The 26,440-nt window shown below is 40.8% G+C and carries 16 protein-coding genes; 12 read left to right on the top strand and 4 right to left on the bottom strand.

All coding sequences use genetic code 11. From position 1 onward, the window contains the following. Positions 1-55: 55 nt before the first annotated feature. The 3 genes from QZ407_RS10875 to QZ407_RS10865 all read left to right on the top strand — a co-directional run bounded on the left by QZ407_RS10875 (position 56) and on the right by QZ407_RS10865 (position 3,661). The gene (locus tag QZ407_RS10875) at positions 56-2,548 is read left to right on the top strand and encodes a M14 family metallopeptidase (protein WP_295770809.1); all 2,493 of its coding nucleotides are present in this window, start codon (positions 56-58) and stop codon (positions 2,546-2,548) included. Between the two features lie 50 nt (positions 2,549-2,598). Then, a complete protein-coding gene (locus QZ407_RS10870; protein ID WP_295770807.1) occupies positions 2,599-2,895 on the top strand; it encodes a hypothetical protein in 297 nt (98 codons plus the stop codon). A 73-nt stretch (positions 2,896-2,968) separates the two neighbouring features. Further along, on the top strand, positions 2,969-3,661 hold the full coding sequence (locus QZ407_RS10865; RefSeq protein WP_295770805.1) for a hypothetical protein: 693 nt from the start codon (positions 2,969-2,971) through the stop codon (positions 3,659-3,661). Between the two features lie 63 nt (positions 3,662-3,724). Here the strand turns inward: QZ407_RS10865 and QZ407_RS10860 are convergent, their stop codons facing one another. From QZ407_RS10860 to QZ407_RS10850, 3 genes are read right to left on the bottom strand one after another with little or no spacing between them, the layout of a single operon-like run. Continuing rightward, the gene (locus tag QZ407_RS10860) at positions 3,725-4,597 is read right to left on the bottom strand and encodes a DUF4361 domain-containing protein (RefSeq protein WP_295770803.1); all 873 of its coding nucleotides are present in this window, start codon (positions 4,595-4,597) and stop codon (positions 3,725-3,727) included. A gap of 17 nt (positions 4,598-4,614) precedes the next feature. Further along, positions 4,615-6,093 carry a SusD/RagB family nutrient-binding outer membrane lipoprotein gene (locus QZ407_RS10855; protein WP_295770800.1) on the bottom strand — a complete coding sequence of 493 codons (1,479 nt, stop codon included), beginning with the start codon at positions 6,091-6,093 and terminating at the stop codon, positions 4,615-4,617. Positions 6,094-6,110: 17 nt separating this feature from the next. Next, positions 6,111-9,239 (bottom strand): SusC/RagA family TonB-linked outer membrane protein, encoded by a 3,129-nt coding sequence (locus tag QZ407_RS10850; RefSeq protein ID WP_295770798.1) that lies wholly within the window; start codon positions 9,237-9,239, stop codon positions 6,111-6,113. Positions 9,240-9,411: 172 nt separating this feature from the next. On the opposite strand from QZ407_RS10850, the gene QZ407_RS10845 reads away from it, so the two are divergent. From QZ407_RS10845 to QZ407_RS10820, 6 genes are all read left to right on the top strand, one after another. After that, complete coding sequence (locus QZ407_RS10845) at positions 9,412-9,744, top strand: PadR family transcriptional regulator (RefSeq protein ID WP_295770796.1); 333 nt, start codon at positions 9,412-9,414, stop codon at positions 9,742-9,744. 28 nt (positions 9,745-9,772) lie between these two features. Beyond that, on the top strand, positions 9,773-11,590 hold the full coding sequence (locus QZ407_RS10840) for a PspC domain-containing protein (RefSeq protein ID WP_295770794.1): 1,818 nt from the start codon (positions 9,773-9,775) through the stop codon (positions 11,588-11,590). 366 nt (positions 11,591-11,956) lie between these two features. Next, positions 11,957-14,407, top strand: coding sequence for a TonB-dependent receptor (locus QZ407_RS10835; protein WP_295770792.1), 2,451 nt, complete (start codon positions 11,957-11,959; stop codon positions 14,405-14,407). A gap of 199 nt (positions 14,408-14,606) precedes the next feature. Then, positions 14,607-15,710, top strand: a complete 1,104-nt coding sequence (locus QZ407_RS10830; RefSeq protein WP_295770790.1) for a DUF6515 family protein — start codon at positions 14,607-14,609, stop codon at positions 15,708-15,710. 124 nt (positions 15,711-15,834) lie between these two features. Next, positions 15,835-16,176, top strand: coding sequence for a four-helix bundle copper-binding protein (locus tag QZ407_RS10825; RefSeq protein ID WP_295770788.1), 342 nt, complete (start codon positions 15,835-15,837; stop codon positions 16,174-16,176). A gap of 107 nt (positions 16,177-16,283) precedes the next feature. Beyond that, a complete protein-coding gene (locus QZ407_RS10820; RefSeq protein ID WP_295770785.1) occupies positions 16,284-17,117 on the top strand; it encodes an SGNH/GDSL hydrolase family protein in 834 nt (277 codons plus the stop codon). A gap of 60 nt (positions 17,118-17,177) precedes the next feature. Here QZ407_RS10820 and mfd read toward each other — a convergent pair whose 3' ends face one another. Beyond that, complete coding sequence (mfd, locus tag QZ407_RS10815; protein ID WP_295770783.1) at positions 17,178-20,531, bottom strand: transcription-repair coupling factor; 3,354 nt, start codon at positions 20,529-20,531, stop codon at positions 17,178-17,180. Positions 20,532-20,720: 189 nt separating this feature from the next. Here mfd and QZ407_RS10810 point away from each other — a divergent pair, with 189 nt between their 5' ends. The 3 genes from QZ407_RS10810 (at position 20,721) to QZ407_RS10800 (ending at position 26,419) form a co-directional block, all read left to right on the top strand. Further along, positions 20,721-21,701: a deoxyhypusine synthase family protein gene (locus tag QZ407_RS10810; RefSeq protein WP_157542873.1), complete on the top strand. Its 981-nt coding sequence runs from the start codon at positions 20,721-20,723 to the stop codon at positions 21,699-21,701. Positions 21,702-22,064: 363 nt separating this feature from the next. Next, on the top strand, positions 22,065-23,327 hold the full coding sequence (locus QZ407_RS10805; protein WP_295770780.1) for a cytochrome c3 family protein: 1,263 nt from the start codon (positions 22,065-22,067) through the stop codon (positions 23,325-23,327). A 41-nt stretch (positions 23,328-23,368) separates the two neighbouring features. Further along, a complete protein-coding gene (locus tag QZ407_RS10800) occupies positions 23,369-26,419 on the top strand; it encodes a TAT-variant-translocated molybdopterin oxidoreductase (RefSeq protein WP_295770777.1) in 3,051 nt (1,016 codons plus the stop codon). Positions 26,420-26,440: the final 21 nt, after the last annotated feature.

Below are 26,440 nucleotides of genomic sequence, written 5' to 3'. Positions count from 1 at the left end.
GGCAAGCATTTGCTTTCAAACAGAGATTGTTAAATTGTAGTCGTTAAACGTTTGTATGAAATTTATATACTCGCTACTTTTAATTTTAAGTACTGCCTGCTGTTCCATTGCACAGAAGCTCGAATCACCGACTCAGTTTTTAGGCTACCCGTTAGGTAGCCGTTACACGCTGCATTACCGGGTTGCCGAGTATTTTAAATATGCGGCCGAAAAATCAAAGCACATTAGATTGCTGCCTTACGGAACTACCAATGAGGGCAGACCTTTAATGATAGCCGTGGTTGGTAGTGAGGAGAATATGGCCCGGCTGGAAAACATAAGGCAGCATAACCTTTTTCTGGCAGGGTTAAGCAAATTGCAGTCAAGCTTAAACAATGCACCGGCAATTGTTTGGCTAAGTTACAATGTGCACGGTAACGAACCCAGCAGCAGTGAAGCGGCGATGCAAACGTTATTTGATTTGATTAATCCTGCTAACACCCGTACACAGGCATGGCTAAAAAATACGGTGGTGATAATAGATCCATGCTTGAACCCTGATGGCCGAGACCGTTATGTAAACTTTTACAACCAGGCAAGCGGACTTATACCCAATCCTGATCCGTCTTCGCGCGAGCACATTGAGCCTTGGCCCGGTGGCAGGGTAAATCATTATTACTTTGATTTAAACCGCGACTGGGCATGGCAAACACAAAAAGAGGTACAGGCGCGTGTTGCATTGTATAACAAATGGCTGCCACAGGTTCATGTTGATTTTCATGAGCAGGGATATAATAATCCATACTATTTTGCTCCTGCGGCCGAGCCATTTCATAGAGATATTACACCATGGCAACGCGAATTTCAAACCATTATTGGTAAGACTAATGCCAGTTACTTTGATAAAAATGGTTGGCTATATTTTACAAAAGAGGTTTTCGATTTGCTGTATCCATCATACGGTGACACCTACCCGCTGTACAATGGTTCTATAGGAATGACTTATGAGCAGGGGGGAGGTCCGGCAGGAGGTCTTGCCGTAATCATGCGCAGCGGTGACACTCTAACCCTGGCCGATCGTATTGCACACCATAATGCTACCGGTTTGAGTACAGTGGAAACCGTTTCAAAACACTCTTCAAGAGTACTTGATGAGTACAAAAAGTATTTTGAAAACGGGCGTAACAACCCGCCTGGGCGTTATAAAACTTACGTAATTAAAAACGATAATTCAGATAAGCTGGCCAAATTAGCAGAGCTGTTTGATAAAAATCTGATTCAATATGGTTATGGTGTAAACAGGAATGCAAAGGGGTTTAATTACTTCAACGGTAAAACCGAAGGCTTTGCTATTAATCAGAATGATATGGTTGTAAACGCTTATCAGCCTAAGGCAACTTTGCTTAATGTTTTGCTGGAGCCTAAAACCTTTATAGCCGACTCAAACACGTATGATATTACGGCGTGGTCTTTACCATATGCTTACGGCTTACAATCTTACGGTGTTACCGAATCTATAAAACCTGTAACTGCAAAGGCACCCGCTGAGCAATCACCAGCATCCCAAGCTACTGGCGCATATGCATATGTAGCCACATGGCAATCAACTGAAGATGTAAAGTTTTTAATGGCGCTGCTTAAGCGAGGTGTCAAGGTACGTTTTGCTTCACAGGCATTTGAAGTTGCCGGAAAGAAGTTTAAGGCCGGATCGCTTATCATAACACGTGCTGGAAATAACCCCACTAATTTTGATAAAGTATTGAACGAAATTGCGACGTCATCTGGCAGAATACTTGAGCCCATCACCACCGGCTTTGCAGATAAAGGCGCCGATATTGGTTCAAGCGCGGTAGGGTACATCACCAAGCCACGGGTAATGTTGGTATCGGGTGAAGGAACATCAGCTAATGATATGGGCGAGGTTTGGCATTACTTTGAACAGGAAATAAATTATCCTTTATCGTTAGTGCGCTATCAGGATCTAACCCGTGTGAAACTGAGCGATTATGATGTTGTGATATTGCCTGATGGCAGATACAATAATTTTCCGCTAGAAAAGCTCCAGGATTGGGTTGAAGATGGCGGTAAACTAATAGCAATGGGTAATGCAATAAGCCAGTTTGCCGATAAAAAAGGATTTTCTCTTAAAAGTAAGGATGATAAAAAAAACGAAAAGGATGTAAAAAAGCCCGACTTGGCGCCATATGACAGTCGCGACCGGGAATCCATTCGTAATAATATTCCTGGTGCTATATATAAGGTTTATCTTGATAACACGCATCCTTTAGGATATGGCTACCCTGGATTTTACTACACCCTCAAGTTGGGCGATGATGTTTATGACTACCTCGAAGATGGCAATGTTAACGTTGGTACGCTAAAGAAAGATAGTTATGTTTCAGGCTTTGCAGGCGACAAAGCCAAAGCGAAATTAACCAGCGGGTTACTTTTTGGAGTTGAGCACATGGGGCGTGGAAGTATTGTTTACCTTACGGACGATCCTTTGTTCCGTGCATTTTGGGAAAACGGGAAATTACTATTTGCCAATGCCCTGTTTATGGTGAATTAAATGAAACCAGCGTCTTGATTTTGCTGTTAGTTAATTAAAAGTTAAATATTATGGCGCAGTGGAATGAAAATAATGATCCGGCTAATCAGGACGATTATCCGGAAACCAACTTAGGAAATATGCAGGAAGGCAACGACGGAAATGCAGCGAAGTTTAACACTGCAGAGCAGCAGCAAGCAATAGATGAACGCATTGCTTCTGAAAATAATGTTGATGTTTCAGTGAACGATGAGCCAACAGTTGATAATGCCGATATTAACAACGATATAGGTGAGGAGCTTGGCGGTATCACAAATCTCTCGCTAGACCAGTTGAAGAAAGAGGGAGATCCTGAAGGAGAGAGGTGATAATGAAAATAAAAAAGGAGTATAATTATTATGCTTCTTTTTTATTTACGATATTCATATAAAAAATAATTTTATGAATAAGCCTTATACAAAACTGAGTGTACTTACAATAGCCATCGCACTATTTACAACTGGCGTTAAGGCGCAACAGGGTGTAAACATTAGTAGTGATGGTTATGGCTTTGGCGTTATTGGCAAAGTGAATAATGAAATTAAGGGTACGCCTAACCTGTACGATGATTGGGTAGAGGGTACTGCTGTATTAGCAGACGGCACTGTTTATAAAGACATGGATTTGATATATGATGTGATGGATAATATGTTGATTTTCAAGAGTGATAAGGGCACCCCGCTAGCATTCGCAAAACCGGTAAAAGAATTTACTTTAAATTTTTCATTTAACGGCAATGTTCACAGCCGTACTTTTCGCAATGGCTTTACAGCCATTGACGGAGCAACATCAACTACCTTTTATGAAGTGTTAAGTGATGGTAACGTTAAATTGTTAAAAAAGATACAAAAGAAGGTTGCCGAAGAGCGTACCGGTGGATCCATTCTTGCATCAAAAGTGATTAACAATTTGAATACATACTACCTTTCTCGTAATCAAGAACTGGTCAAAATTAAGAAAGATAAAAAGAGCATACTGGCGGCCTTAAACGATAAAGCTGATTTAATTGAATCTTATACAGATAAAAACAAGCTAAACTTTAGAGAGGAGGATGGTTTGGTTAGAATAGTTAACTATTATAACAGGGCTAAATAACATAATTACTCGTTACATGATAAAGGCCTTGTATTGCTACAAGGCCTTTTTTAAACGTTAAGTTTATGGGACTAAAGTGAGAGTTTCTTTAATCTTTCTATCTCCTGTACCGCCTACATATTTGTAATTTAGACTAAATGTCTTGGTGGTTGGGTTATATGTACAAGCACCATCATTCTGAATTGTGTTTGTAGCTGCACCCGGCGCTGGAGTAACTGTCACTGTATTGTCAGCATTTACCTTAAGATACATGTAGTAGTTACTTGTACCCAAGTCAGCAGCTTCAACACGACTAGTAGTTTCGTCAATAGTAGTCAAGGTTTTTTCTCGATGTACCCAGCTTCTGTTACTTCCTGCCTGTGATGGCGGAAAGGTTAAAGAACCGTCAGCAGAATAGTTGCCGTCATATGAATTCTTGGCAGAAATTAAAACAAAAGTGCTATTGTTATTGCCACTGACGCTATATCCGGCATCAGCACTAGCAATTTTAAACGCTAGTGCGTAAGGTGAAGATATTGAAAGATCCTGCGCATTAACGCTTAATTTGAGATAGCCTGTTCTGCTTCCTTTTGGAATAGTTACAGTAAGTCCTTCTGGCAACGTATATTTGTTAGAAGGAAATTTACTTACTTGCGTAGTATTTGCAGCGTTATAAGCAGTAATTGCAGCATCAGTGGGGTCTATGCTCAAATTAACTTTAATATCTTGATCCGCAACATTTTCAGCCTGTAAAGTAACTGCAGCGAAATTAACTACTGATACTTTATTTTCCTTAACTAAACCAAGAGTATTTGAAGTAACAGGTAATGCAACAACTTTAAATGCATTAACTCCTATCATACCATACTTTTGGTCTTCAACATTCTTGTCTTTCAAACAAGATGTCATCCCCATAGCAAACGCACCAAGGGATATGAACATAAAAATCTTTTTCATTCTAAATCTTTTAAATATTATCTATCCCAGAAAATTGTTGAAGTTTGTGCATTAATAGATCCTTGCGCGGCCACATTAGCTGCATTGTATTGGTATTCAGCTTGCGGGTATAATAGGCGCAAAGGTATAATGTTACTGCCTCGCGATGTTGCTAACGATAGCGGTAAATCCATTGGTACACCCAACCTTCTGTAATCAACATACGCCTCAAAGTTGTTGATGCCTGTTAACGCAAGGTATTTTTGCATAACAATTTGTCTTACTTTGTCTGTAGCTGCATCAAAGTTAACGATAGCAGTATTTGACACAATATAAGTTGCTGCACCTGGAGCTCCTAAATAATTAAAAGATTCGGTAATAGCTGCATTATATTCTGATTTAGCATCACCGCTTATCCAGCCTCTTTGCATTGCCTCAGCTTGTAAAAACAAGCTTTCTACGGATGTAAACAGCCATTGGTCTTGAGTTTCGCTTTTAGCTAAACCAGGGCCCGCAACGTCTGATGAATTGATAGCTTTTGGTGCACTATTAGGAACATTTTCACCATAGTTGTAACCATAGTATGTATTTCCACCAAGTGGTGTTTGTGCACGGCTAAACACGTACTGATAACGAGAATCGTTATTGTTTCTGTATTTGTTCAGGACGTAATTGTTCGCTCGGTTATAATCGTCAACTAAAGTACCCAGCTCATCAGTTTTATATGCATCCCAAAACGGATTCAATTGATTTGCCGAAATAGTATACCCCGGGTTTACAGCTGCTGTTTCGCCTGCTTGTAAATAACCTGATCCATCAGCATTAATTTGGCCTACTACGGTTGTTACTGTAGCAGCTTGTACCACTTGAGATTGGTGTATTAAAAGCTTTAAGCGCTGAGTGTTCACTAGTTTACGCCACATATCAGTATCGCCACCAAACAAAATATCAACGGTCGGGATTTCCGGTGTGATTTCTGCGTCTGCAAATAATTTCGCTGCGGCTTCTAACTGAACTTGTAAATCGGCATAAATAGCTGCACCGCTGTCATAAGCAGGCAAAAGGTTTCCTTGTCCTTTAAATGCCTGGCTGTAAGGTACGTTGTTGTACTGATCTACAAGGTACATAAAGCCTATTGCCTTAATAACTTTTGCAACTCCCTGGTAAAACTTAGATCCTGAGGTTACACCTTGTTTCTCCATAATGTCTGCATCAGACAGAATGTCGTACCAGCCAGACCACTGACCCGCCTGGAAAGTAGTTGTGATGTTGTAAGATTCCTCCTCGATTGATGGGCCATATGTGCCAGAGCGCGCCCAGTAGCCAGTCCATAATGCTGCATAGTTGTAAGACGTTGCCATGCGGCCTGCAGTAGCATTAAGTATACGCGGAAGCAGTAACTGGTTTGTTACTTGCGTTGGAGAGTTAGGGTTTTCGTTTATATCGAAGAAATCCTTTTTACAACTTACCGTTCCTAATACAAGGATGGTAAAAAAAGAATATGCTAATTTTTTCATGGTTTCTATATTATAAATTAGAAAGTAACAGTGATGTTTCCACCAAAGGTTCTAACCGGAGGATTAATTTGTGAATTACTAATACCTGCAGTATTACCTGACACTACGCCTGTTGTAGCACCATTTTGGAATGTAAAGTCAGGATCGGTGTACACGTTAGTTTTTGGTAACCATAATACCAGGTTACGACCGGTTAAGCCAACGTTTAAGGCTTTAATTACTTTTTGGTTTCCGAATAGTTTTGCTACTGGCAGGTCATAAGTAATTGATACCTCACGCAAACGCCATGCAGCTGCACTTGTAATAAAGTTTGATGATACGTTACGGTAAACGCCTGTATAGAATGTTTCAGGGCTGTTAAGTGTTACACCTGTATTTGGTACATACTGTCCGTTAACAAGTATAGATGAGTTAGGGAATACAAATGGCTGCCTGTTGTTGCTAGCTGATGCTTCAGAAACACCTGTCCAAGCCATATCAGGGCCAATATTATGATAAGCATAATAACCACCTTTATACTCAAATAACGCAGACACGTTTAAACTTTTGTATTTAACATATGGATTTAAGCCAAGAATCCATTTTGGTAAAGTACGGCCGTATGGCTTAGTGATTGGGTTTTGCGTAGGTAAACCTGTAGTTGAGCTTACAATAACACGTCCTTGTGGATCTCTATTGTAATCAGAACCTTTAATCAAAAATGCAGGTGAACCTTTAATTGCATAGTTTGCAGCATTGGTATAGCCACCTATAAATAACTCATCAAGCCCTTCAGCAATCTTAGTAATTTCGGTGTCATTATAAGTAGCGTTAGCTTTTAGGTTAATGCTTACATCTTTAATTCTAACAATTGGGGTTAAGCCTAAATCTAATTCAAAACCTTTGTTAGTAAATGATGCAGCGTTAAGGGTATAGCCGGTAAAGCCTGTTGCAGAAGAAATACTGGTTGGAATGATCTGATCAGTATTTTTCTGATGGAAGTAAGTAGCCTCTAAGTTGATGCGGTTTCTAAGGAACGACATTTCAAAACCAAACTCACTGTTAACAGTAAACTCAGGTTTAAGGTTAGCATCAGTAATACTATTACCTGCTGTATAACCAGGTAATGATCCAAATGGATATCCGGCTGGTTGATTGTAAGTAGGTAGCAAAAGGTAAGAGGCGATATCAGCGTTACCTGTTTTATTTATAGCACCCCTGATTTTGAAGTAAGATATAGCATCATTGTTTTTGAAGAAATCAAATGCATCACTTACTACAATCGATGCTGTGGCACCAGGGTAAAAGAATGAGTTATTGCTCGGATCTAAAACAGATACTCTGTCATTACGACCGGTTAACTCTAAATTTGCCCAACCTTTGTAACTTACGTTAGCTGTACCGTAGTATGAGAACAATCTGTTACGGCTAAAGGGTGATGACCCTGTTAACAAACCAACTCTTTGGCTAATGTTGTAAAGTTCAGGAACCACAAGCGTTGCACCAACGCGGGTATCACGAGACTCGTCCTGACGTACGTACGTACCTAAAATAGCTCCAACCTTAAAGTCTTCGTTTATTTGTTTGTTGAATGTTGCAAATAACTCAGATGATAACCGTTGATAGTAATAAGAACGTTCTTCGGCACGGCCTGGAATGGTTTTAAATGAACGATCTAATCCGTAAGCATTAGGTGTTTCACCTTCTGATAGTCTTCTCTCAGTAATGTTTTGGCTGTTTAAACCTGCACGGTAAGTTACGTTCAACCAATCTGTAACTTTTAAATTCATGTCCAGATTAAGCAACAAATCCTGACGTTTACCAACTTTTCTCCAATTATCAATTGCAAAATATGGGTTTAAGCCATAATCATTGAAATAATTGTTAAACTGTGCATATTGATTGTTTCTGAAGTCTTTATAAGAAGTTAACGGCACATGCGCAGGAGTGTTGAAGATAAGGTTCATCAAACCACCGTTCAAACCAACGTTGTTTGCTGTGTTATAATCTTCCATAGCCAAATCATCAAACACATTATAGTTTTGCTGAATGTAGTTGGTGTTTAATCCTACTTTAAAGCGTCCGTACTCACGGCTGGTATTCAAACGTATGCCGGTTCTGCGGTTTTTGTCTTCAGGAACAATACCATTGATGTTTGCATCCTGTAAGCTTAAAAAGAAGTTCTTGGCAGCAATCGATACATCATTTTGAATGATTCTACCGGTATTAAAAAACTTTTTACGATCATTTTTTGCACTGTAGTCAGTAGTTTGCACTGTTCCGTCAGATAGTTCATGACCTAATTCAACAGTTGAACCATCAAACGCAGGGCCCCATGACCAGTTTTCATACGGGATGTATTCACCTGCACCACCGCTACCAAAGCTGTTTTGAAACTTCGGAAAGAATGATATTTTTTGAAATTGTGTAGAGTTACCAACTGTTACAACAGGTTTATCATCTCTTGTGCCTTTTTTTGTTGTAACTACAATCACACCGTTACGCGCGTCCGGACCGTACACTGCCGCACCTGCTGAACCTTTTAAAACGTTAACGTTTTCAATGTCATTAGGATTGATTGATGATAAGTAGTTGATGTCAGTTTGCAAACCATCAATCAATAATAACGGGTTGTTGTTTCCTGTTAAAGAGCGTATACCACGAAGGTTGATTTTTACGTTCTCAAAAACACCGTTGTTAGCAGATGTGATATTCAAGCCTGATACCTTGCCTTGAAGGCCGTTAGCAAGATTCACAGCGTTACCGGCAGTGATGGTTTCGTTGTTAACTACCGTTGCCGCATAGCCAATTTCCTTTTTCGGCCTTTGTATACCAAGTGCACCAGTTATCACAACCTCGCCCAATTGGGTACTGGCGGTTTCTAATGATACATTTACCGTTGAACCGCTACCAACTGCAACTTCTTGCGTTTTGTAGCCAATAAACGAAAATACAAGTGTTGCGCCGTTAGGTGCAGTGATAGTAAATTTACCATCACCGTTGGCTTGAGTTCCTGTAGTTGTGCCTTTTACACTTACAGAAACACCGGGCAAAGGAAGCCCGTCATCCTTAGCTGTTACCGTACCAGTAACAGTCTTACTTTGCGCATAAAGCTGTGTAACACACAGGCATAGCATGCACAAACTTACAAGTAGAAGTCTCTTCATGTTTTTTTATAAGATCAGTTAATTATTAAATAGTCATTAAATGTATGTTACAATTTCGAAAAAATCAAATTAAGTAACAAGAAAGTTAAAAAAAGGAAGTATTGAAGTTAAAATTAACATAATTTAGTACTATGTATTGCATAATACAATACAAAACATATATCTTTGTATTATGCTTGTAGAAAACACTCAAACCCAAATGCGAAAAGGCATACTCGAGTATTGTATACTCTGTGTAATTGCCAAAGGCGAGATATATGCTTCAGATATAATTGCCGAGTTGAAAAAAGCACAACTTCTTGTAGTTGAGGGTACTTTATACCCGTTGCTTACCCGCCTAAAAAATAACGGACTACTCAGTTACAACTGGGTAGAATCAACATCGGGTCCGCCGCGAAAGTATTACGTGCTATCAGATGATGGCCGTAGAGTGCTTGAACAATTAGATAAAACCTGGCAGGAACTTGCCTTTGCCGTGCAAACATCTATTGAAGGAAGAAAATAAAATCACTCGCTATTAACTATAAATCGTCATGAATAAAACAATTATCATCAACATAAATGGTACTGTATTCCATATTGAGGAACAGGCCTACGAACTGCTCAAGGAATATATGACCGACGTAAAGCGTCATTTCTTTAATTCGGCAGATAGTTTAGAGATTACAACAGATATTGAAAACCGTATTGCCGAAATGCTTACCGAAATTTTAGCACGTGAAGGCAGGCAGGCAGTGATTGATCAGGATATTGAATATGTTATTGCGCAAATGGGATCGGTTAAAGACTTTGAAACCATTGACGAAGAAACAGCTGACAGCTTTACTGCAAATGAGTTTGCTTATCAATCTACCAGCAGGCGTTTATTTCGCGATCCTGAAGATCATCTTATTGGTGGTGTATGTGCAGGAGTTGCCAATTACTTTGATATTCCGTCGGTTTGGGTGCGTCTGTTTTTTGCAGTAGCATTTGTGTTTTTTGGTACCGGTTTATTCCTTTATGCCATTTTGTGGATAATTGTACCTAAAGCAGTTACCCGCGCTGATAGGATGGCCATGAAAGGTGAGCCGCTTGACTTGCAAGGCTTTAAACGGAATTTTGAAGCGGAATTAAGTTCAGTAAGCGACCGTATTGCTGGTTTAAAGCATGACAGCAGGCCGTTTGTGTACAAAACGCGTGATTTTATTAGTGATTTCTTTCATCATCTTGGTGCCTTTTTTGGTGGCGCAGGTAGGGTAATTATTAAGTTATTAGGCTTAGCTTTAATTTTAAGTTGCGTTGGTGGTATAATAGCTGTGGTTGTAGGTTTGGGCGCTACCTGGTTTTTTGGTGGCGATAGCTTTTCTCTGCCTGATAATTTTTTTAATTACGAGCATATTAATCAGGTGCGTGCAGCGGTAGCCTTAATAGCAATCATTCCCTTAACCGTAATTATTATCGTAGTATCAAGTGCTGTATTTTCTACATCAGCCATCAGTCGTTCGGCAGGTGTTATGCTTTTTGTTATTTGGCTTAGTGCTCTTGCTATATTAGGCTATCATGGCGCACGTGCAGCTTCTGAATTCAAAGAGGGTGCAAGCTTTTCACAAACATCTAACTTAAAACCTAATAAAAGTCAGGTTTACTATTTGCAGTTAAACGATGCCATGTTTCTTACACATGATGACAGTGTTCGTTTAGAAATAAAAGACAAGTTTAAAAATATGGTTTTAACTGACGATGACGACAGGCATGAGCTTGAACCGCGCAGTGTAACTATTGATATCGAAAAATCAGATGTGCCATATCCTGTACTTGTTCAGGAGTTTTCGGCCCGTGGTAGTGATTATGAGGCAGCCCTGGAAAACGCCCGGAGTACCCGTTACGTATTTATGCAGCAAGATTCGGTTTTAAAGTTTGACAGAAGATTACGCCGTGTAAACAATAAGGCATGGCATAACGAAAAGGTGCGGTTAACATTACGTATACCATTGAATGCTACTATTATGATCAATGAAAACATAAACCGTTATATATCTAATTATATAAACGTTTATGAGTGCCTGCCTCCTAGCCGTTCAGGAAAGGATTCGGAAATGGTGCCATTTGTTATGACCGAAGAAGGGTTAAAGTGTAAGTATGAGCAGGTAGTGCCTGTGCCGGTTGATTCGGTAACGCAGGAGCTTGACACTAATAATGACGGGATAGTTGATGCAGGCGAAGCGATGAATAACGCTGTAGCTCCACCTCCGGCGCCGGCAGCACCAACTGCACCCGATACTATATATATTGATGATACCATTAAAACAACAAAACCTGCACCTGCAAAAAAGCCGGTGGTCGTTCGTCGTCGTCACGTTAAGGTTCAGTAAATAATCTACAATCTGCGTCCGGCCTGCTGTAATGTTCATGATGAGTTGCAGGCTGGACGCATAATTTTGCACCTTCTCTGTATTGCGTACTCATTACTCCGATTATAATAATAAGGGCGCCTGCCATTCATCTATCAATCCTTTGAATACACCATAAAATCACATCAAATAAAAAATGTGAAATTTTGTGTAACCAGATGCCACTAACATGCATCTTACTAACAAATACTAAAACATAAGCTTACCGGCACGGCCAAGCTTAAAATCAAAAAATCAATAAGATTAATAACTTAAAAAAGATTGAAAAATCTTTAGTAGGAAGCCTATTGCCAAAGAATTTATACTAAACATCACACTCAACTCAACATGAAATCAATAACCTATAAAATATTTGCCTTTATCATCCTAGCCGCAGGGGGTAATGCAGTGCAAGCCCAAACCTCACCCGCAGCACCAACAGGTAAAATTTCGGGCAGTTTAATTACAGACAGTGGTAAGCCTGCCGATTTTGCTACAGTTACCTTATTGCGTGCAAAAGACTCATCAGTAGTTAAAAGCAGCCTGAGCAATGAAGCGGGAGCTTACTCAATTGAACGCATTGCAGCCGGCACTTATTTGGTAAAGGCAACTGTTGTTGGTTTTGATAAAGCTGTAAGTGCACCGGTTAATGTACTGGCAAACGCAACCGTAAGCGTTCCGGCGCTGAAATTGGTATCATCTTCCAAAAGTCTTGCCGCAGTTACAGTTACAGCAACTAAACCTTTGATTGAGCGTAAAATTGACCGCACGGTTATGAACGTTGAAAATAGTGTACTTGCTGCAGGTAACTCGGCTATGGAAATACTTGAACGTGCACCCGGCGTAACTATTGATAAAGATGACAATATAAGCTTAAGAGGCAAACAAGGTGTAACGGTAATGATTGACGGGAAGTTAACATACCTGTCTGCAGCACAACTTGCCGCGCTTTTACGCTCAACCGATGGTAATAGCATTCAGTCAATTGAATTAATCACCAACCCATCGGCTAAATACGATGCTGCAGGCAACTCCGGCATTATTAATATTAAAATGAAAAAAAACCGTGCAGGCGGTACCAACGGAAGCTTTGCGGCCACAGCAGGCTATGGTCAAAATCATAAGGCAAGCAGCTCTTTAAATCTTAACCATAAAGATGGCAAGCTTAATCTTTTCGGTAACTACAGTTATTTTAATAACAAGCGTCCGCAAAACTTAGTGCTAAACCGTACTATTAATGATGCAGGCGTAAATACATTTTTTAGAGAGAACACTTCACTGTTGGGCAACCGTAATTCACACAATTATAAAATAGGTGCCGATTATGATATCAGTAAAACTAATACATTGGGTGTTCAACTAAGCGGTTACAACTCATCGTTTGATGGTTTAAGTAACAACAATACATTTATAAGTGGCAACGAGGGAAATCAAACCGGTGTAACTACTACAGGTAATGATTCGCGCGAAGCTTATAATAACTTTGCTGCTAACGTTAACAACCGTATGGTATTTGACAGTTTAGGTAAAGAGTTGAGCATGGATGTTGACTACTCACACTTTTGGAACAGGCAAAGTAACAACTACATCAATAATTTCTTTCAGGCCGATGGCAGCACCTTGCGTACCAGATCGTTGTTGCGTAACAGCTTGCCTACTAAAATTAACATAGGTACTTACAAGGCCGATTATGCAAACCCGTTTGGCAAAACCATGAAATTAGAGGCCGGCATGAAATTTAGTTATGTAGCAACTGATAATGATTTACGTACCGATTCATTACTTAACGGAAATTGGGTAGCCGATGCCGGACGTACCAACCGTTATAAATACACCGAAAACATTAATGCCGGTTATGTAAACTTTAGCAAAACCTGGAAAAAAACATCAGTACAGGCAGGTTTGCGTGCTGAACAAACTAACTCCAAAGGTGATTCGCGCGATATAAATGGTTTGGCAACCATTAATGAAAGGCATTATTTAAGCTGGTTTCCAAGTGTTTTTGTTAATCATGAGCTGTCAGATAAGCACAGTTTAGGCTTAAACTACAGCCGCCGTATTGATCGCCCAAGCTATGATGACTTGAACAGCTTTGTACAAATCTTAAACGCTTATACTTATCAGCAGGGTAACCCTAATTTAAGGCCACAGTTTACTAATTCGTTCGAGTTATCTTACACCTTTAATAAAACCTATAATTTAACACTGAGCTACAGCAAAACTACCGACGTAATGGTGGAAATTCCACGCCAGATAGACGAGCAAAAAGTAACCTTTATAACCCGCGATAATTTAGCCGAGCAAAACTCTTATAACGCCAACCTTAGCTTGCCTTTTAAACTGGCAAAATGGTGGAGCATGAATAACAACATTACAGGTTTTTACCTTGGCTTTAAATCGCCTGGTATTGACAATGGTCAATACGCTTTGCAAGGTAATTCTATTAATACATTTATCTTAAGCAAAACAGTTAAGCTTGAGGGTACATTTAACTACCAATCGCCATTAACATACGGCTTGTTTCATATTGGTCATCAATATGGTTTAGATGCCGGTATAAGCAAGTCATTTGCACAAAAGAAAGCAACTTTGAAGTTCTCTGTAAGCGATGTATTTAATACTCGCGAACAAAACCTTAATGTACGCCAGGGTAATTTAAACTTTAATGTATATCAAAAAAATGAGACCCGTGTAGCCCGCCTCACCTTAAGCTACAATTTTGGTAACACTAAAATACAGGCCCGCCGCCACCAAAGCGGTGCCGATAGCGAAAAGAGCCGTGTTAAGTCAGGCAACTAATAATAATCACATATCATTAATGCTCCACTTTACCGGTAAGGTAAGGTGGAGTTGTTTTTTATAACCTATCTGCACCTTATATAATTGTAAGCTCTGGCAACTACTTAATTTGATTAATGGTTAAACCCTTGTTTGCTTTAACTGTCGAAAGATTAACAACGCCCTTTAAGGGCACATACCATTATCTTTCTTTACATACATGAAAAATTTTAATAAATATTTGTTGGGCATAGGGTTAAGCGCATTAACTGTGCTGTTTACCCTTACCGCAGATGCCCAGCGTGGCGCACGCGGCGGAGGCGGAGGTGGTCGCGGCGGCAGTTTTGGCGGCGGATCACGCGGCAGTTTTGGTGGAGGGTCTCGTGGCGGCTTTGGCGGCGGACAGCGGGGGAGTTTTGGCGGCAGCTTTTCACAGCGGGGAAACCCAGGAGGAGGTAGCTTTCAGCAACGCGGTAACTCTGGCAGGCAAAGCTTCGGCACAAGGCCAAATGGTTTTGACCGTTCATCTTCATTCGGTTCTTGGGGTAGGTTTGATAACAATAGGTTTAACGGAGGTTCAAGAAACTCAAGAGGAAGCTTTGGATATCCACGAGGTAATTTTGGGCGCTCCCCGGGCTCTTATAGTTTCCGCAACGGCGTAAGACCGGGTTATAATTACCGCGGCGGCGCAGCCGGCAGAAGCTTTTTTTATGGCCGTCCTTATTTTCGGGGTGGGGTGAGAGGCTACTACGGCCGTCCTTCGCTGGGTTTTTATCACAACTACCGCGGCTTTTATAACCGTTATTATTACCCACGTATTGGTGTAAGTATCGGTACGCTGCCTTTAGGTTACTATCCGTTTTACTGGGGCTCATCATGGTATTATTACAGTAATGGTTTTTATTATCAAAACTTAAATAACCAATATACGGTAGTTGCTCCGCCAGTTGGTGCCGAGCTTGACCGTTTGCCAAGTGATGCTGAATCAATAACTATTGATGGTGTTGAGTACTACGAGTCAAACGGTGTATATTATCAACCCGTTACTAATGGCAGTGGCCGTTTAGTATACCGTGTGGTTGGTAAAGATGGTGAGTTGAATACTGATAATACATCAGTTGGCAACGAGCAGCAGAACGAGGTTTATCCTGAAATTGGTGACGTAATTGAAGAATTACCTGATGACAGCCGCAAAGTGAAAATTGACGGTGAAAAATACTGGCTTACACCTGATGGCGTTTACCTGCACGAGCAGCGTGATGCTAACGGAAAGAAAATTTATGTGGTAACGGGAATACCGGATGATGAGCCGGATGACCAGTGATTTGATAAGTGATAGTAGTTTTTTTTCAAGAGCCGTGGTCATAAGATCACGGCTCTTCTTTTTTAAAAAAAGTAAAACCTGCAACACCAAAAATATCTTGTTATGTAAACTAAAAAATACGGATATGGAGATGAAACATGAAGATTTAGTTCAAAAGCTGCTTAATTGTGCATTGGCATGTGAAAGTTGCGCAACTGCCTGCCTTCATGAAGATGATGTACAGATGATGACACGCTGTATAACACTTGACCGTGATTGTGCAGATATTTGTTTACTTGCAGCCCGTTTATTACAGCGCGATTCTGGTCTTGCGCTTCAATATTTACTTATTTGCGAAGAGGCCTGCCGCTTATGTGCCGATGAATGTGCTAAACACGAACATGATCATTGTAAGCGTTGTGCTGAAGCCTGCCGTGAATGTGCTGAGGCTTGTCATGCCCACCACCAGCCGGTTACTCAAGATTAAAATATTTTTATACGTTGTTGAAACGCCTTTGTAAGCCACAAAGGCGTTTTGCTTTTTTAGGCAAAGTTTTTTGAAGTGTTCTATATTTACATACCAATGCTACGATTATGACGCTTCCTAAATACCTGCTTTTATTTTGCTGTATTATATTAACCTCTTTTGCTCCCCAAAAGAAAATAGAATGGACCGCAATAGGCGACTCTATTACTTATCTTAACGACCATGCTGATGAAACGGGCAATAGGGTTATAAAGGGTTACCTCACCCGTGTTACAGAAAAATTGCCTTTTGTGCATTACACTAATCAAGGGCATAACGGCTGGACCATAACACGCATTGCCCGCGAAATTGAGAAACTAGGACTGACTAAAGCCGATGTTTATACCGTATTTTTAGGAACCAATGATTGGGCACACGGCGGTAAATTAGGCACCCTTAATGATTATAAAAAAAGTACAGGGTTAGGTACCGTTTATGGTTCTTATCGGGTAATAATTAATAAGCTTAGAAGCCTGAATCCAAACGCGCGTATAATTTTAATAACGCCAATGCAACGCGGCGATTTTGTTTATATACGCAATTATAAAAATAATGCAAGAGGATCATATAAGCCTAAAGACGGCCAGTATCTTGAGCAATTTGCCGATGCTGTAAAAGCCATTGCCCGGGTTGAAAACTTTGAGGTGGTAGACCTGTATCACAAAGGTAGTTTGTCGGTCAAACATGCTGTTAAGTTTAAAAGGGTGAGAGATACAGTTACGCATCAGTACAAAAACTTCAAGTACCCTGCTTATACTACCTTGCCATTTAATGCCGAAAAAGATGATTATCCATACCCGTTAGAAGCTGTTGATGTTACATACGATGGTTTGCATCCGGCCGATAAAGGGAATAAGATTATTGCAGAAATGTTGGTTAAAGTAATGAGAAAAGAAAAGTAGCTTATTAAGCTGCCTTTAAGCTATAATCAGTTATTATCCATAGCTCAAAGGCAGTATAAGTTAGGCCGGAACTCCGATGCCAATTTCCATCAGTAAGTCAACGGCTTCGTTAATACTTCTAACACCCTCCACGCTAATACGAAGTGTATTTTTAACCTCTTTCATGTTAACACGGCGTGGGTTGTTTTTTACAAACTGCAATACCTGCATAAACGCCACCGACTCAAAATATGCCGATTGCTGATTAGTTAAAAAGTAGCCACGCAATACATTCTTTTTAAGCGATATTTTTTCGAAGCCAATAGCCTTGCCCAGCCATTGCAGGCGTATGGTATTAAATAAATCAGTAACCTGAGGCGGGATAGGCCCAAAGCGGTCAGCCAGTTGTTTTTCAAAGGCCATGAGTTGGGTTTCATTTTCCAGCTTTGAAATTTCGGTGTAAAGGTTGTAGCGCTCAGTTAAACTGGTTACATACTCATCAGGTATGAGTATTTCCATGTCTGTGTCTATCTGTGTGAAAGTGATAAACGGCCTTGGCTTATCATCTTTAAACACTTCTTTAAATTCTTCGTCCTTCAGCTCCTGAATAGCTTCGTCCAGTATCTTGTGGTACATTTCAAAGCCAATTTCGGCAATAAAGCCGCTTTGCTCAGCACCCAAAAGATTACCGCTGCCGCGTATGTCTAAATCGCGCATAGCTACGTTAAAACCGCTACCTAATTCACTAAATTCCTCAATAGCGCTTAGTCGTTTGCGAGCTTCAGGTGTAAGGGTTGATAACGGCGGACTTAGTAAGTAACAAAATGCCTTTTTATTGCTCCGGCCAACGCGTCCACGCATTTGGTGCAAATCGCTCAGGCCAAACATATGAGCATGATTAATTATAATGGTGTTGGCGTTGGGTATATCCAAACCTGCCTCAATAATGGTAGTGGCCACCAGTACATCATACTCATGGTTTACAAATTTCAACATTACATCTTCCAGATCGTCGCCTTCTAACTGGCCATGAGCCACACCAATGCGGGCTTTAGGTACCAGTTTACGTATCATACCACCAAGCTGCATCAAATCGGCTACACGGTTGTGGATAAAGAAAATTTGTCCGCCACGGTCAATTTCAAATTCAACGGCTTCTTTAATCAGCTTATCGTTAAATACATGCAGCTCGGTTACTACCGGCTGGCGGTTTGGCGGTGGTGTAGATATAATAGACAAATCGCGCGCACCCATCAACGAAAAGTGCAGCGTACGCGGAATAGGTGTTGCCGTAAGCGTTAGGGTATCAACATCGGCCCGCATGGCTTTCAGTTTCTCTTTGGTGGCTACACCAAACTTCTGCTCCTCGTCAATAATCATGAGGCCGAGGTCTTTAAACTTCACATCCTTGCTCACCAAACGATGGGTGCCTATAATAATGTCAACCTTGCCTTCTTGCAATTTGGTCAAGGTATCCTTGATCTGCTTATTAGATTTAAAGCGGTTTACATAATCAATGTTGCAAGGGAAGCCTTTTAATCTGTCAGAGAACGTTTTAAAGTGTTGTGCAGCTAAAATTGTTGTGGGCACCAGTACGGCTACCTGTTTGCTATCAGCAACTGCTTTAAAGGCAGCGCGTATGGCAACTTCGGTTTTACCGAAACCTACGTCGCCACATATCAGCCTATCCATAGGGTGGGGGGCTTCCATGTCACGCTTAAAGTCGGCAGTAGCTTTTTCCTGATCGGGGGTATCTTCGTAAATAAAGCTGGCCTCCAGTTCAGTTTGCAGATAGCTATCGGGCGCAAATGCATTACCTTCTTTAGTTTTACGTATAGCGTAAAGCTTAATGAGATCGCGCGCTATGTCTTTAACTTTTTTTTTTGTGGTTTTTTTTAACCGTTCCCAGGTATCGGTGCCCAGTTTGTTCATTTTAGGCACTGCACCCTCTTTGCCGCTAAACTTAGATATGCGGTTAAGCGAGTTAATGTTTACATAAAGCAAATCATTATCGGCATAAATAAGGCGAATCATCTCCTGCATTTTGCCGTTAACATCCACTTTTTCGAGGCCCGCATACTTGCCAACGCCATGATCTATATGGGTAATGTAATCTCCTGGCTTTAGTTCGCGTAGCTCTTTAAGTGTAATGGCCTGCGTACGCTGGTAACCTTTGCGAAGCTTATATTTATAATAGCGGTCAAATATTTGGTGGTCGGTATAGCAAGCCAATTTTTGTTCACGGTCAATAAAGCCTTCACGTATAGATACATGAACCGGCGTAAACTTTACCGTTTTATCCAAATCCTCAAAAATAGCATACAGCCGTTCAACCTGCTTGGTCGAATCGGTGAAAATTAAATTTTCAATACGCTCGGCATCATTGTTTTTGATGTTATGAATGAGCAGTTGAAAATCTTTGTTAAATGATGGCTGTGGCCTAACATCAAAGTTGATGCTGTGCGTAGCATCATAAAAGAATTGCTTGCCAAATTCAATAACAGCAAAATCATGCAGCTGGTCTGCTATGAGTTTTTCATCGGTAAAAGCAAACTTAGGGTCAATCCAGTCAGGGTTTTGGTTTTTCTCGTCGGCAGAGAGCGCTTTCCAAAGCTGGGTGGCCTTTTTGTGGCCCTCTTTGATAATATCCAGCGTAAACTGAACATCTTTTATCCAAACTTGTGTGTCGCGCTCAACATATTCCAAAATTGAAATATTGTTTTCGGTTAAAAACTTCGACTGCACATTTGGAACAATGGTAATAGCTTTTACCCTTTCAGATGATAGCTGGCTCTCAATTTCAAAAGTGCGGATTGACTCCACATAATCTCCAAAAAATTCAACCCGGTAAGGTAAATCATGCGAAAAGGAGAAGATATCAACTATACCACCTCGTATAGAGAATTGACCCGGCTCGTATACAAAATCAACCCGTTCAAAATCATACTCAATTAAAAACTCGTTAATGAAATCAATGCTCAGTTTATTTTCAACTGCAATCTCAAGCGTGTTTTTTTCGAGCGATGAGCGGTCAATGACCTTTTCTGCAACAGCTTCGGGGTAGGTAACAATAATTTGTCCGTATTCTTTGGAGTGGTTTAACTCATTCAATACCTCTGCACGCGCTAAAACATTGCTGCTATCGGGCTGGGTAAATTCAAACGGTTTGCGGTATGATGACGGGAAAAGGAGTACTTCTTTACCGGTAAGATTTTCCAGATCTGCCTGAAAGTAGCTGGCCTCTTCACGGTCGGGTAATATAAATAGCTGGTGCTTATGCAGTAAAAAGTACAATGCCACAGCAATTGTAGCATCACTTGACCCTACAAGGCCGCGTAGCTGAACCCTCGGATTTTTAGAACTGTTAATGGCCTGGGCCAGTTCTTTCACCCTGTCATCGGCTTTATATCTATCTAAAATGTCGCGAATATTCAAAACAATGCAAATGTAATCAAAAAAGATGCCGCTGTGATAAGCATACTTGTCAGCAAAATGTTTAAATAAAATACAATGCGCCCACCTTGCTTAAAATTGACACAGTGAAGTTGATCAATGATTTAAATACTGCCAAACTTTAATAAACAAAATAGCTACTTTTGCGGCTATTATAAAAAACGATTGATCATGAGCACTACAAAGGGACCCATATCGCAGTTTATCGAGAAAAACTACCTGCACTTTAACGCTGCCGCTTTAGTTGATGCAGCCAAAGGTTACGAAACCCACCTGCTGGAAGGCGGTAAAATGATGGTAACACTGGCCGGTGCTATGAGTACCGCCGAACTGGGTATTTCGCTGGCCGAGATGATTCGCCAGGGTAAAATTGATATAATTAGCTGTACAGGTGCCAACCTTGAAGAAGACATTATGAACCTGGTGGCGCACTCGCACTACAAACGTGTGCCTAACTACCGCGATTTGAGCCCGCAGGATGAGTGGGATTTATTAGAGAATCACTACAATCGTGTTACTGATACTTGTATACCTGAGGAGGAAGCTTTCCGCCGTTTACAAAAGCACATCCATAAAATATGGAAAGATGCTGACGATGCTGGTGAGCGTTATTTTCCACATGAGTACATGTACAAAATATTGTTGAGCGGTGAGCTGGAGCAGTATTACGAAATTGACCCGAAAAATTCGTGGATGCTGGCTGCTGCCGAAAAAAACCTGCCAATTGTGGTACCAGGTTGGGAAGACTCAACCATGGGTAACATCTTTGCTTCATATGTTATAAAAAACGAAATTAAAGCCACCACCATGAAAAGCGGTATTGAATACATGGCTTGGCTGGCCGATTGGTATGTAAAAAATTCAGAAGGTAAGGGCTTAGGATTTTTCCAAATTGGTGGCGGTATTGCCGGTGATTTCCCTATCTGTGTGGTGCCAATGCTATACCAGGATATGGAGATGGAGAACATTCCGTTCTGGAGCTATTTCTGCCAGATTTCTGACTCAACCACTTCATACGGTTCGTACTCAGGTGCTGTGCCTAATGAAAAAATTACCTGGGGTAAACTTGATGTAAACACGCCAAAATTTATTGTTGAGAGTGACGCTACTATAGTTGCTCCTTTGATTTTTGCTTGGTTGTTAAATCAATAAGCTTATTTAAAAGTATAATTTACATTGCTGCATTTTAGCAACGGGGTTCCTTGTAACGAGGAACCCCGTCTGTTTTAATAAAAATGTAATGCTGTAACAAATTATAAGCTGGCATTTTCAATTTTGGAAGGGTCTAAATAGGCGAAAAATTATTTACATTAAACGAAAATGTGCTGTTTTAAGCCATTTAAGCACTTTTTTTAATTTGTTTAGAACGATTATAAATTAGAAACAAGTGTCACTAATTTGTCAGCCATAGTTTATAAAATTTTACTTTTGTGGACTGAAATTTTGAGGATAGTTACGCCTTTTCAGTAAACGTTTATCATAAACATAAAACTTATCTTAGTATAAATACGCTTTATGAGGAATATCTCATTACTTTTTAAACAGTTTTCAAGGTCGGTTTTACTTATTGCAGGCTTAACTGCATTGAGTTTTGCTGCCCACGCCCAAGGCGATAAAGCCAAGGGTGAAGCTTTGTACAAGGCCAAGTGTACAGCCTGTCACAAATTAGACCAGCGCTCTACCGGTCCGGCTCTTGGCCCTATCATGACCTCAGAAACTGATGACAAGTGGTTAACCAAATGGATTCAGAACAATCAGGCTCTAATAGCTGCTAAAGATCCTAAAGCTCTTAAGGTTTATAACGAGTACAACCAGGCTGGTATGACCGTGTTTACCGAGCTAAGCGACGGTGATGTGGCCAACATTATTACTTACGTTCGTGAAGAATGGAAAGTAATGCAAGAGAAACCAAAAGGTGGTGCTGCCACCGGGGAGGTTGCTGATAGCGGTCCGAGCAGTTCAATGGTATTTGCCTTAATCGGTATCATCATCGTAGCTTTCATCGTAATTCTGGTTTTAAATCGTGCTATTGGTACGCTAGAGCGTTTATTGCTTAACCGCAAAGATTTGCTTCCGGCTGAGGAAGTAACTGATGTTGTTGCAGTTGACCGTTTTGCTACCTTCAGAAGGTTGATTAAAAATAAAAAGCTTGTATTTTTTGTGGTATTGGCCGGTGTAGTTGCTTTTGGTAGCTGGAACTGGGTAACCATGTGGAACACAGGTGTACAGCAAGGATATCAGCCCGTGCAGCCAATTGCTTACTCGCATGAATTGCACGCCGGTGTAATGAAAATCAACTGTCAGTACTGTCATGGTGGTGCTTACAAAAGTAAGAATGCAACCATCCCGTCTCTTAACGTATGTATGAACTGTCATAAGGTGGTTAAAACCGAATCCCCTGAAATCCAGAAAATTTATACTGCATTGGGTTACGATCCGGGTACTCAGAAGTACGATACTACCAAGGCTCGTCCTATTCAATGGGTACGTATACATAACCTGCCAGACCTGGCTTATTTCAACCACTCACAGCACGTAAAAGTTGCTGGCTTAGAGTGTCAAAACTGTCACGGTCCAATCCAAACCATGAAAGAGGTTTATCAGTACTCACCGCTTACCATGAAATGGTGTATCCAGTGTCACAAACGCACTAACATCAATGGCTTAGGCAACGCTTACTATGATAACATGCTTGAAGTTCATGAGAAGCTGAAAAAAGGCGAGAAAGTGACAGCAGCCATGATGGGCGGTTTAGAGTGTGCTAAATGCCACTATTAATAAATTAAGAAACTTAGCAATTTACAGTTTATATAGCTTAAATGGAAAGCAATAAAAAATACTGGAAAGGTTTAGAGGAGCTGAACAACACACCAGAGTTTGTTGAATTAAACAAGCACGAGTTTGCTGAGCCTGTGCCAATTGAGGAAGTGCTGAGCGGTACCGGTTTAACTGGCAAAACCCCACGCCGTAATTTCCTTAAATCGGTTGGTTTTGGTATTGGCGCGGTGTCATTGGCAGCTTGTCAAAGAGCCCCTGTACATAAATCAATTCCTTACTTAATTAAACCTGAAGAGGTAACTCCGGGTGTGGCCAACTTCTACGTATCAAGTTTTGAAGGTCAGGCTATACTGGTAAAAACCCGCGAAGGTCGTCCTATTAAAATTGAAGGTAACCCTGGCGACTTATTTGGTCAGGGTGGTATTAGTTCACAGGCACAAGCTTCATTGCTTGGTTTGTATGATACCAGCCGTCTTAAAGGCCCTATGCAAGATGGCGGCGATACTGGATGGAATCCGTTAGATAGTTTTGTAAAAGCCGAACTTGCTGCCATTAAAGCAAGCGGTAAACAAATAAGGTTAGTAACTAACAGTATCAACAGCCCATCTACCTTAGGTGTAATTGCTGCTTTTGCTGCCGAGTACCCTACAACCAAGCACGTTACTTATGATGCGGTATCATATACCGGTATCATTCAAGCTAACCAAAACAGCTTTGGTAAAGCAGTTTTACCTCACTACCGTTTTGATAAAGCTGATATAATAGTAAGCTTTGGTGCTGATTTCCTGGGTTCATGGATTTCGCATTCTGAATTTACCCGCCAGTATGTTACTAAACGTAATGAGGCTGCTGTAAAAAGCGGTAAAATGTCTCGTCACATACAGTTTGAGTCGGGCATGAGCTTAACCGGTAGTAATGCCGACGTTCGTATTCCTATTAAAGTTTCGCAAGAAGGTTTAGCCCTTGTTAACCTTTACAATGAAATTACTGGTACTACTTTACCTGGTTCTAAAAAATTAGGTAACAACATTGCAGATAATGCTATCATGCTTGCTGCAAAACAACTTGCTGCCGCTAAAGGCCGTGCTGTAGTAGTTTCGGGTAGTAATGATGTTGCTGTTCAAATTCTGGTAAATGCCATAAACTCAGCTTTAGGCAGTTACGGAAATACAATTGACTTAGATAACCCTTCATACCAATACAAAGGTAACGACGCTGATTTGGTTGCTTTGGTTGAAGAAATGAAACGTGGTGACGTAGGCGCCGTATTCTTCCTGGATGCAAACCCGGTTTATAACTATTATCAGAGCAGCGCGTTTGCTGATGCCTTGAAAAAAGTTCGTTTAAGGGTTTCTTTCGCTCCTTACAATGATGAAACTGCAGCTGCTTGTAACATTGTAGCGCCAACTCATCATTTCCTTGAATCATGGGGTGACGAGAACGCTGTTGAAGGATTCTACACTTTAATACAACCAACTATTAACCCTGTATACGATACCCGTAAAGCTGAACAAAGCTTATTGGTATGGAGTAACAATGCGGTTAAAGATTACTATACGTTTGTACGTAATACCTGGAACAACGGAATTTTGGCCAAAGGCGGTTTAGCCGGTCAAAATGGTTGGGATACCTTATTACAAAACGGATTTATAAAAGTTGCTGAAAAACCTGCAACCCCTGTTACCTTCAGCCGCGACCTTAATGCTGTTGCCCAAACCATACTTGCTCAAGGCAACAAGCTAACTGGTGGTGAAGGTAAACTTGAGTTACAGGTTTACGAAAACACCAGCGTAGGTGACGGTAAATATGCCAACAACCCATGGTTACAGGAATTGCCTGAGGCAGTTTCAAAAGTTACCTGGGATAACTTTGCTGCCATAGCTCCTAAAACAGCTGAAGAGCTGAAGTTAGAAGAAGGTGATTTAATTAAAATTACTGCTAATGGTTACAGCACTGAGCTTCCTGTGTTATTGCAACCAGGCCAGGCGCAAGGTACCGTTTCTGTAGCTTTAGGTTACGGCCGTACTAAAGCAGGTAAAGTAGGTGATGGTGTTGGTAAAAATGCTTACCCATTCCTTGTATTAACCAACGGAACTTTCCAGGGAAATGCTGTTGCTACTATCGAAGCTTTAGGTGGAGATAAGGTTGTTCTTGCGCAAACTCAAACTCATGGTTCATATGAAGGCCGTGACATCATCCGCGAGACTACTCTGCAGGAATACCTGAAAAAATCTGAAGAGAAAGAACATGGTCATGGCGAGCATGAGAAAAAGCAAACCTATGATTTATGGGAAGCTTACGATCGTCCGCAGTATGACTGGGTTATGGCTATTGACCTTAACGCATGTACCGGTTGCGGCGCATGTGTGGTAGCATGTAACGTTGAAAATAATATACCTGTTGTAGGTCGTGACGAGGTTCGCCGCCGTCGTGAAATGCACTGGATACGTATTGACCGTTACTATAGCTTTGACGAGAAAGGCAAAACAGTTACAGAAGAGAAAGAGATTGATAAACTGGAAGATTTAGACCATGTATCGGTTACTTACCAGCCAATGCTTTGTCAGCACTGTGATCACGCTCCTTGCGAAACTGTATGTCCGGTTTTGGCAACCACTCACTCAAGTGAAGGTTTAAACCAAATGACGTACAACCGTTGTGTGGGTACACGTTATTGCGCTAACAACTGTCCGTATAAAGTTCGCCGTTTCAACTGGTTTAACTACTGGAACGATTCACGCTTTGAGAACTACCTGCAAAATGATTACACTGAGCTGGTACTTAACCCTGATGTAACTACCCGTTTCCGTGGTGTTATGGAGAAATGCTCAATGTGTGTTCAACGTATACAAGCTGGTAAATTAAACGCCAAATTGCAGAAACGCTCTTTGAACGATGGTGATATTAAAATGGCATGTCAGCAAACCTGTTCAGCCAATGCAATCATCTTTGGTAACAAAAACGATCCTAATTCAGAGGTTTCAAAAGCGCTTAAGAGCGACCGTACTTACTACGTACTTGAAGAACTTAACGTGCAACCGGGTATAGGTTACCAAACCAAAGTAAGAAACAGACTGACAACAGAGGCTTAAACTTAAAATACGAGATATTAA

This window comes from uncultured Mucilaginibacter sp. (assembly GCF_913773635.1).
In the GTDB taxonomy this organism is placed as follows: domain Bacteria; phylum Bacteroidota; class Bacteroidia; order Sphingobacteriales; family Sphingobacteriaceae; genus Mucilaginibacter.
The sequence above is the reverse complement of the archived record's forward strand: the minus strand, read 5'-3'. Positions and strand labels throughout refer to the sequence as shown.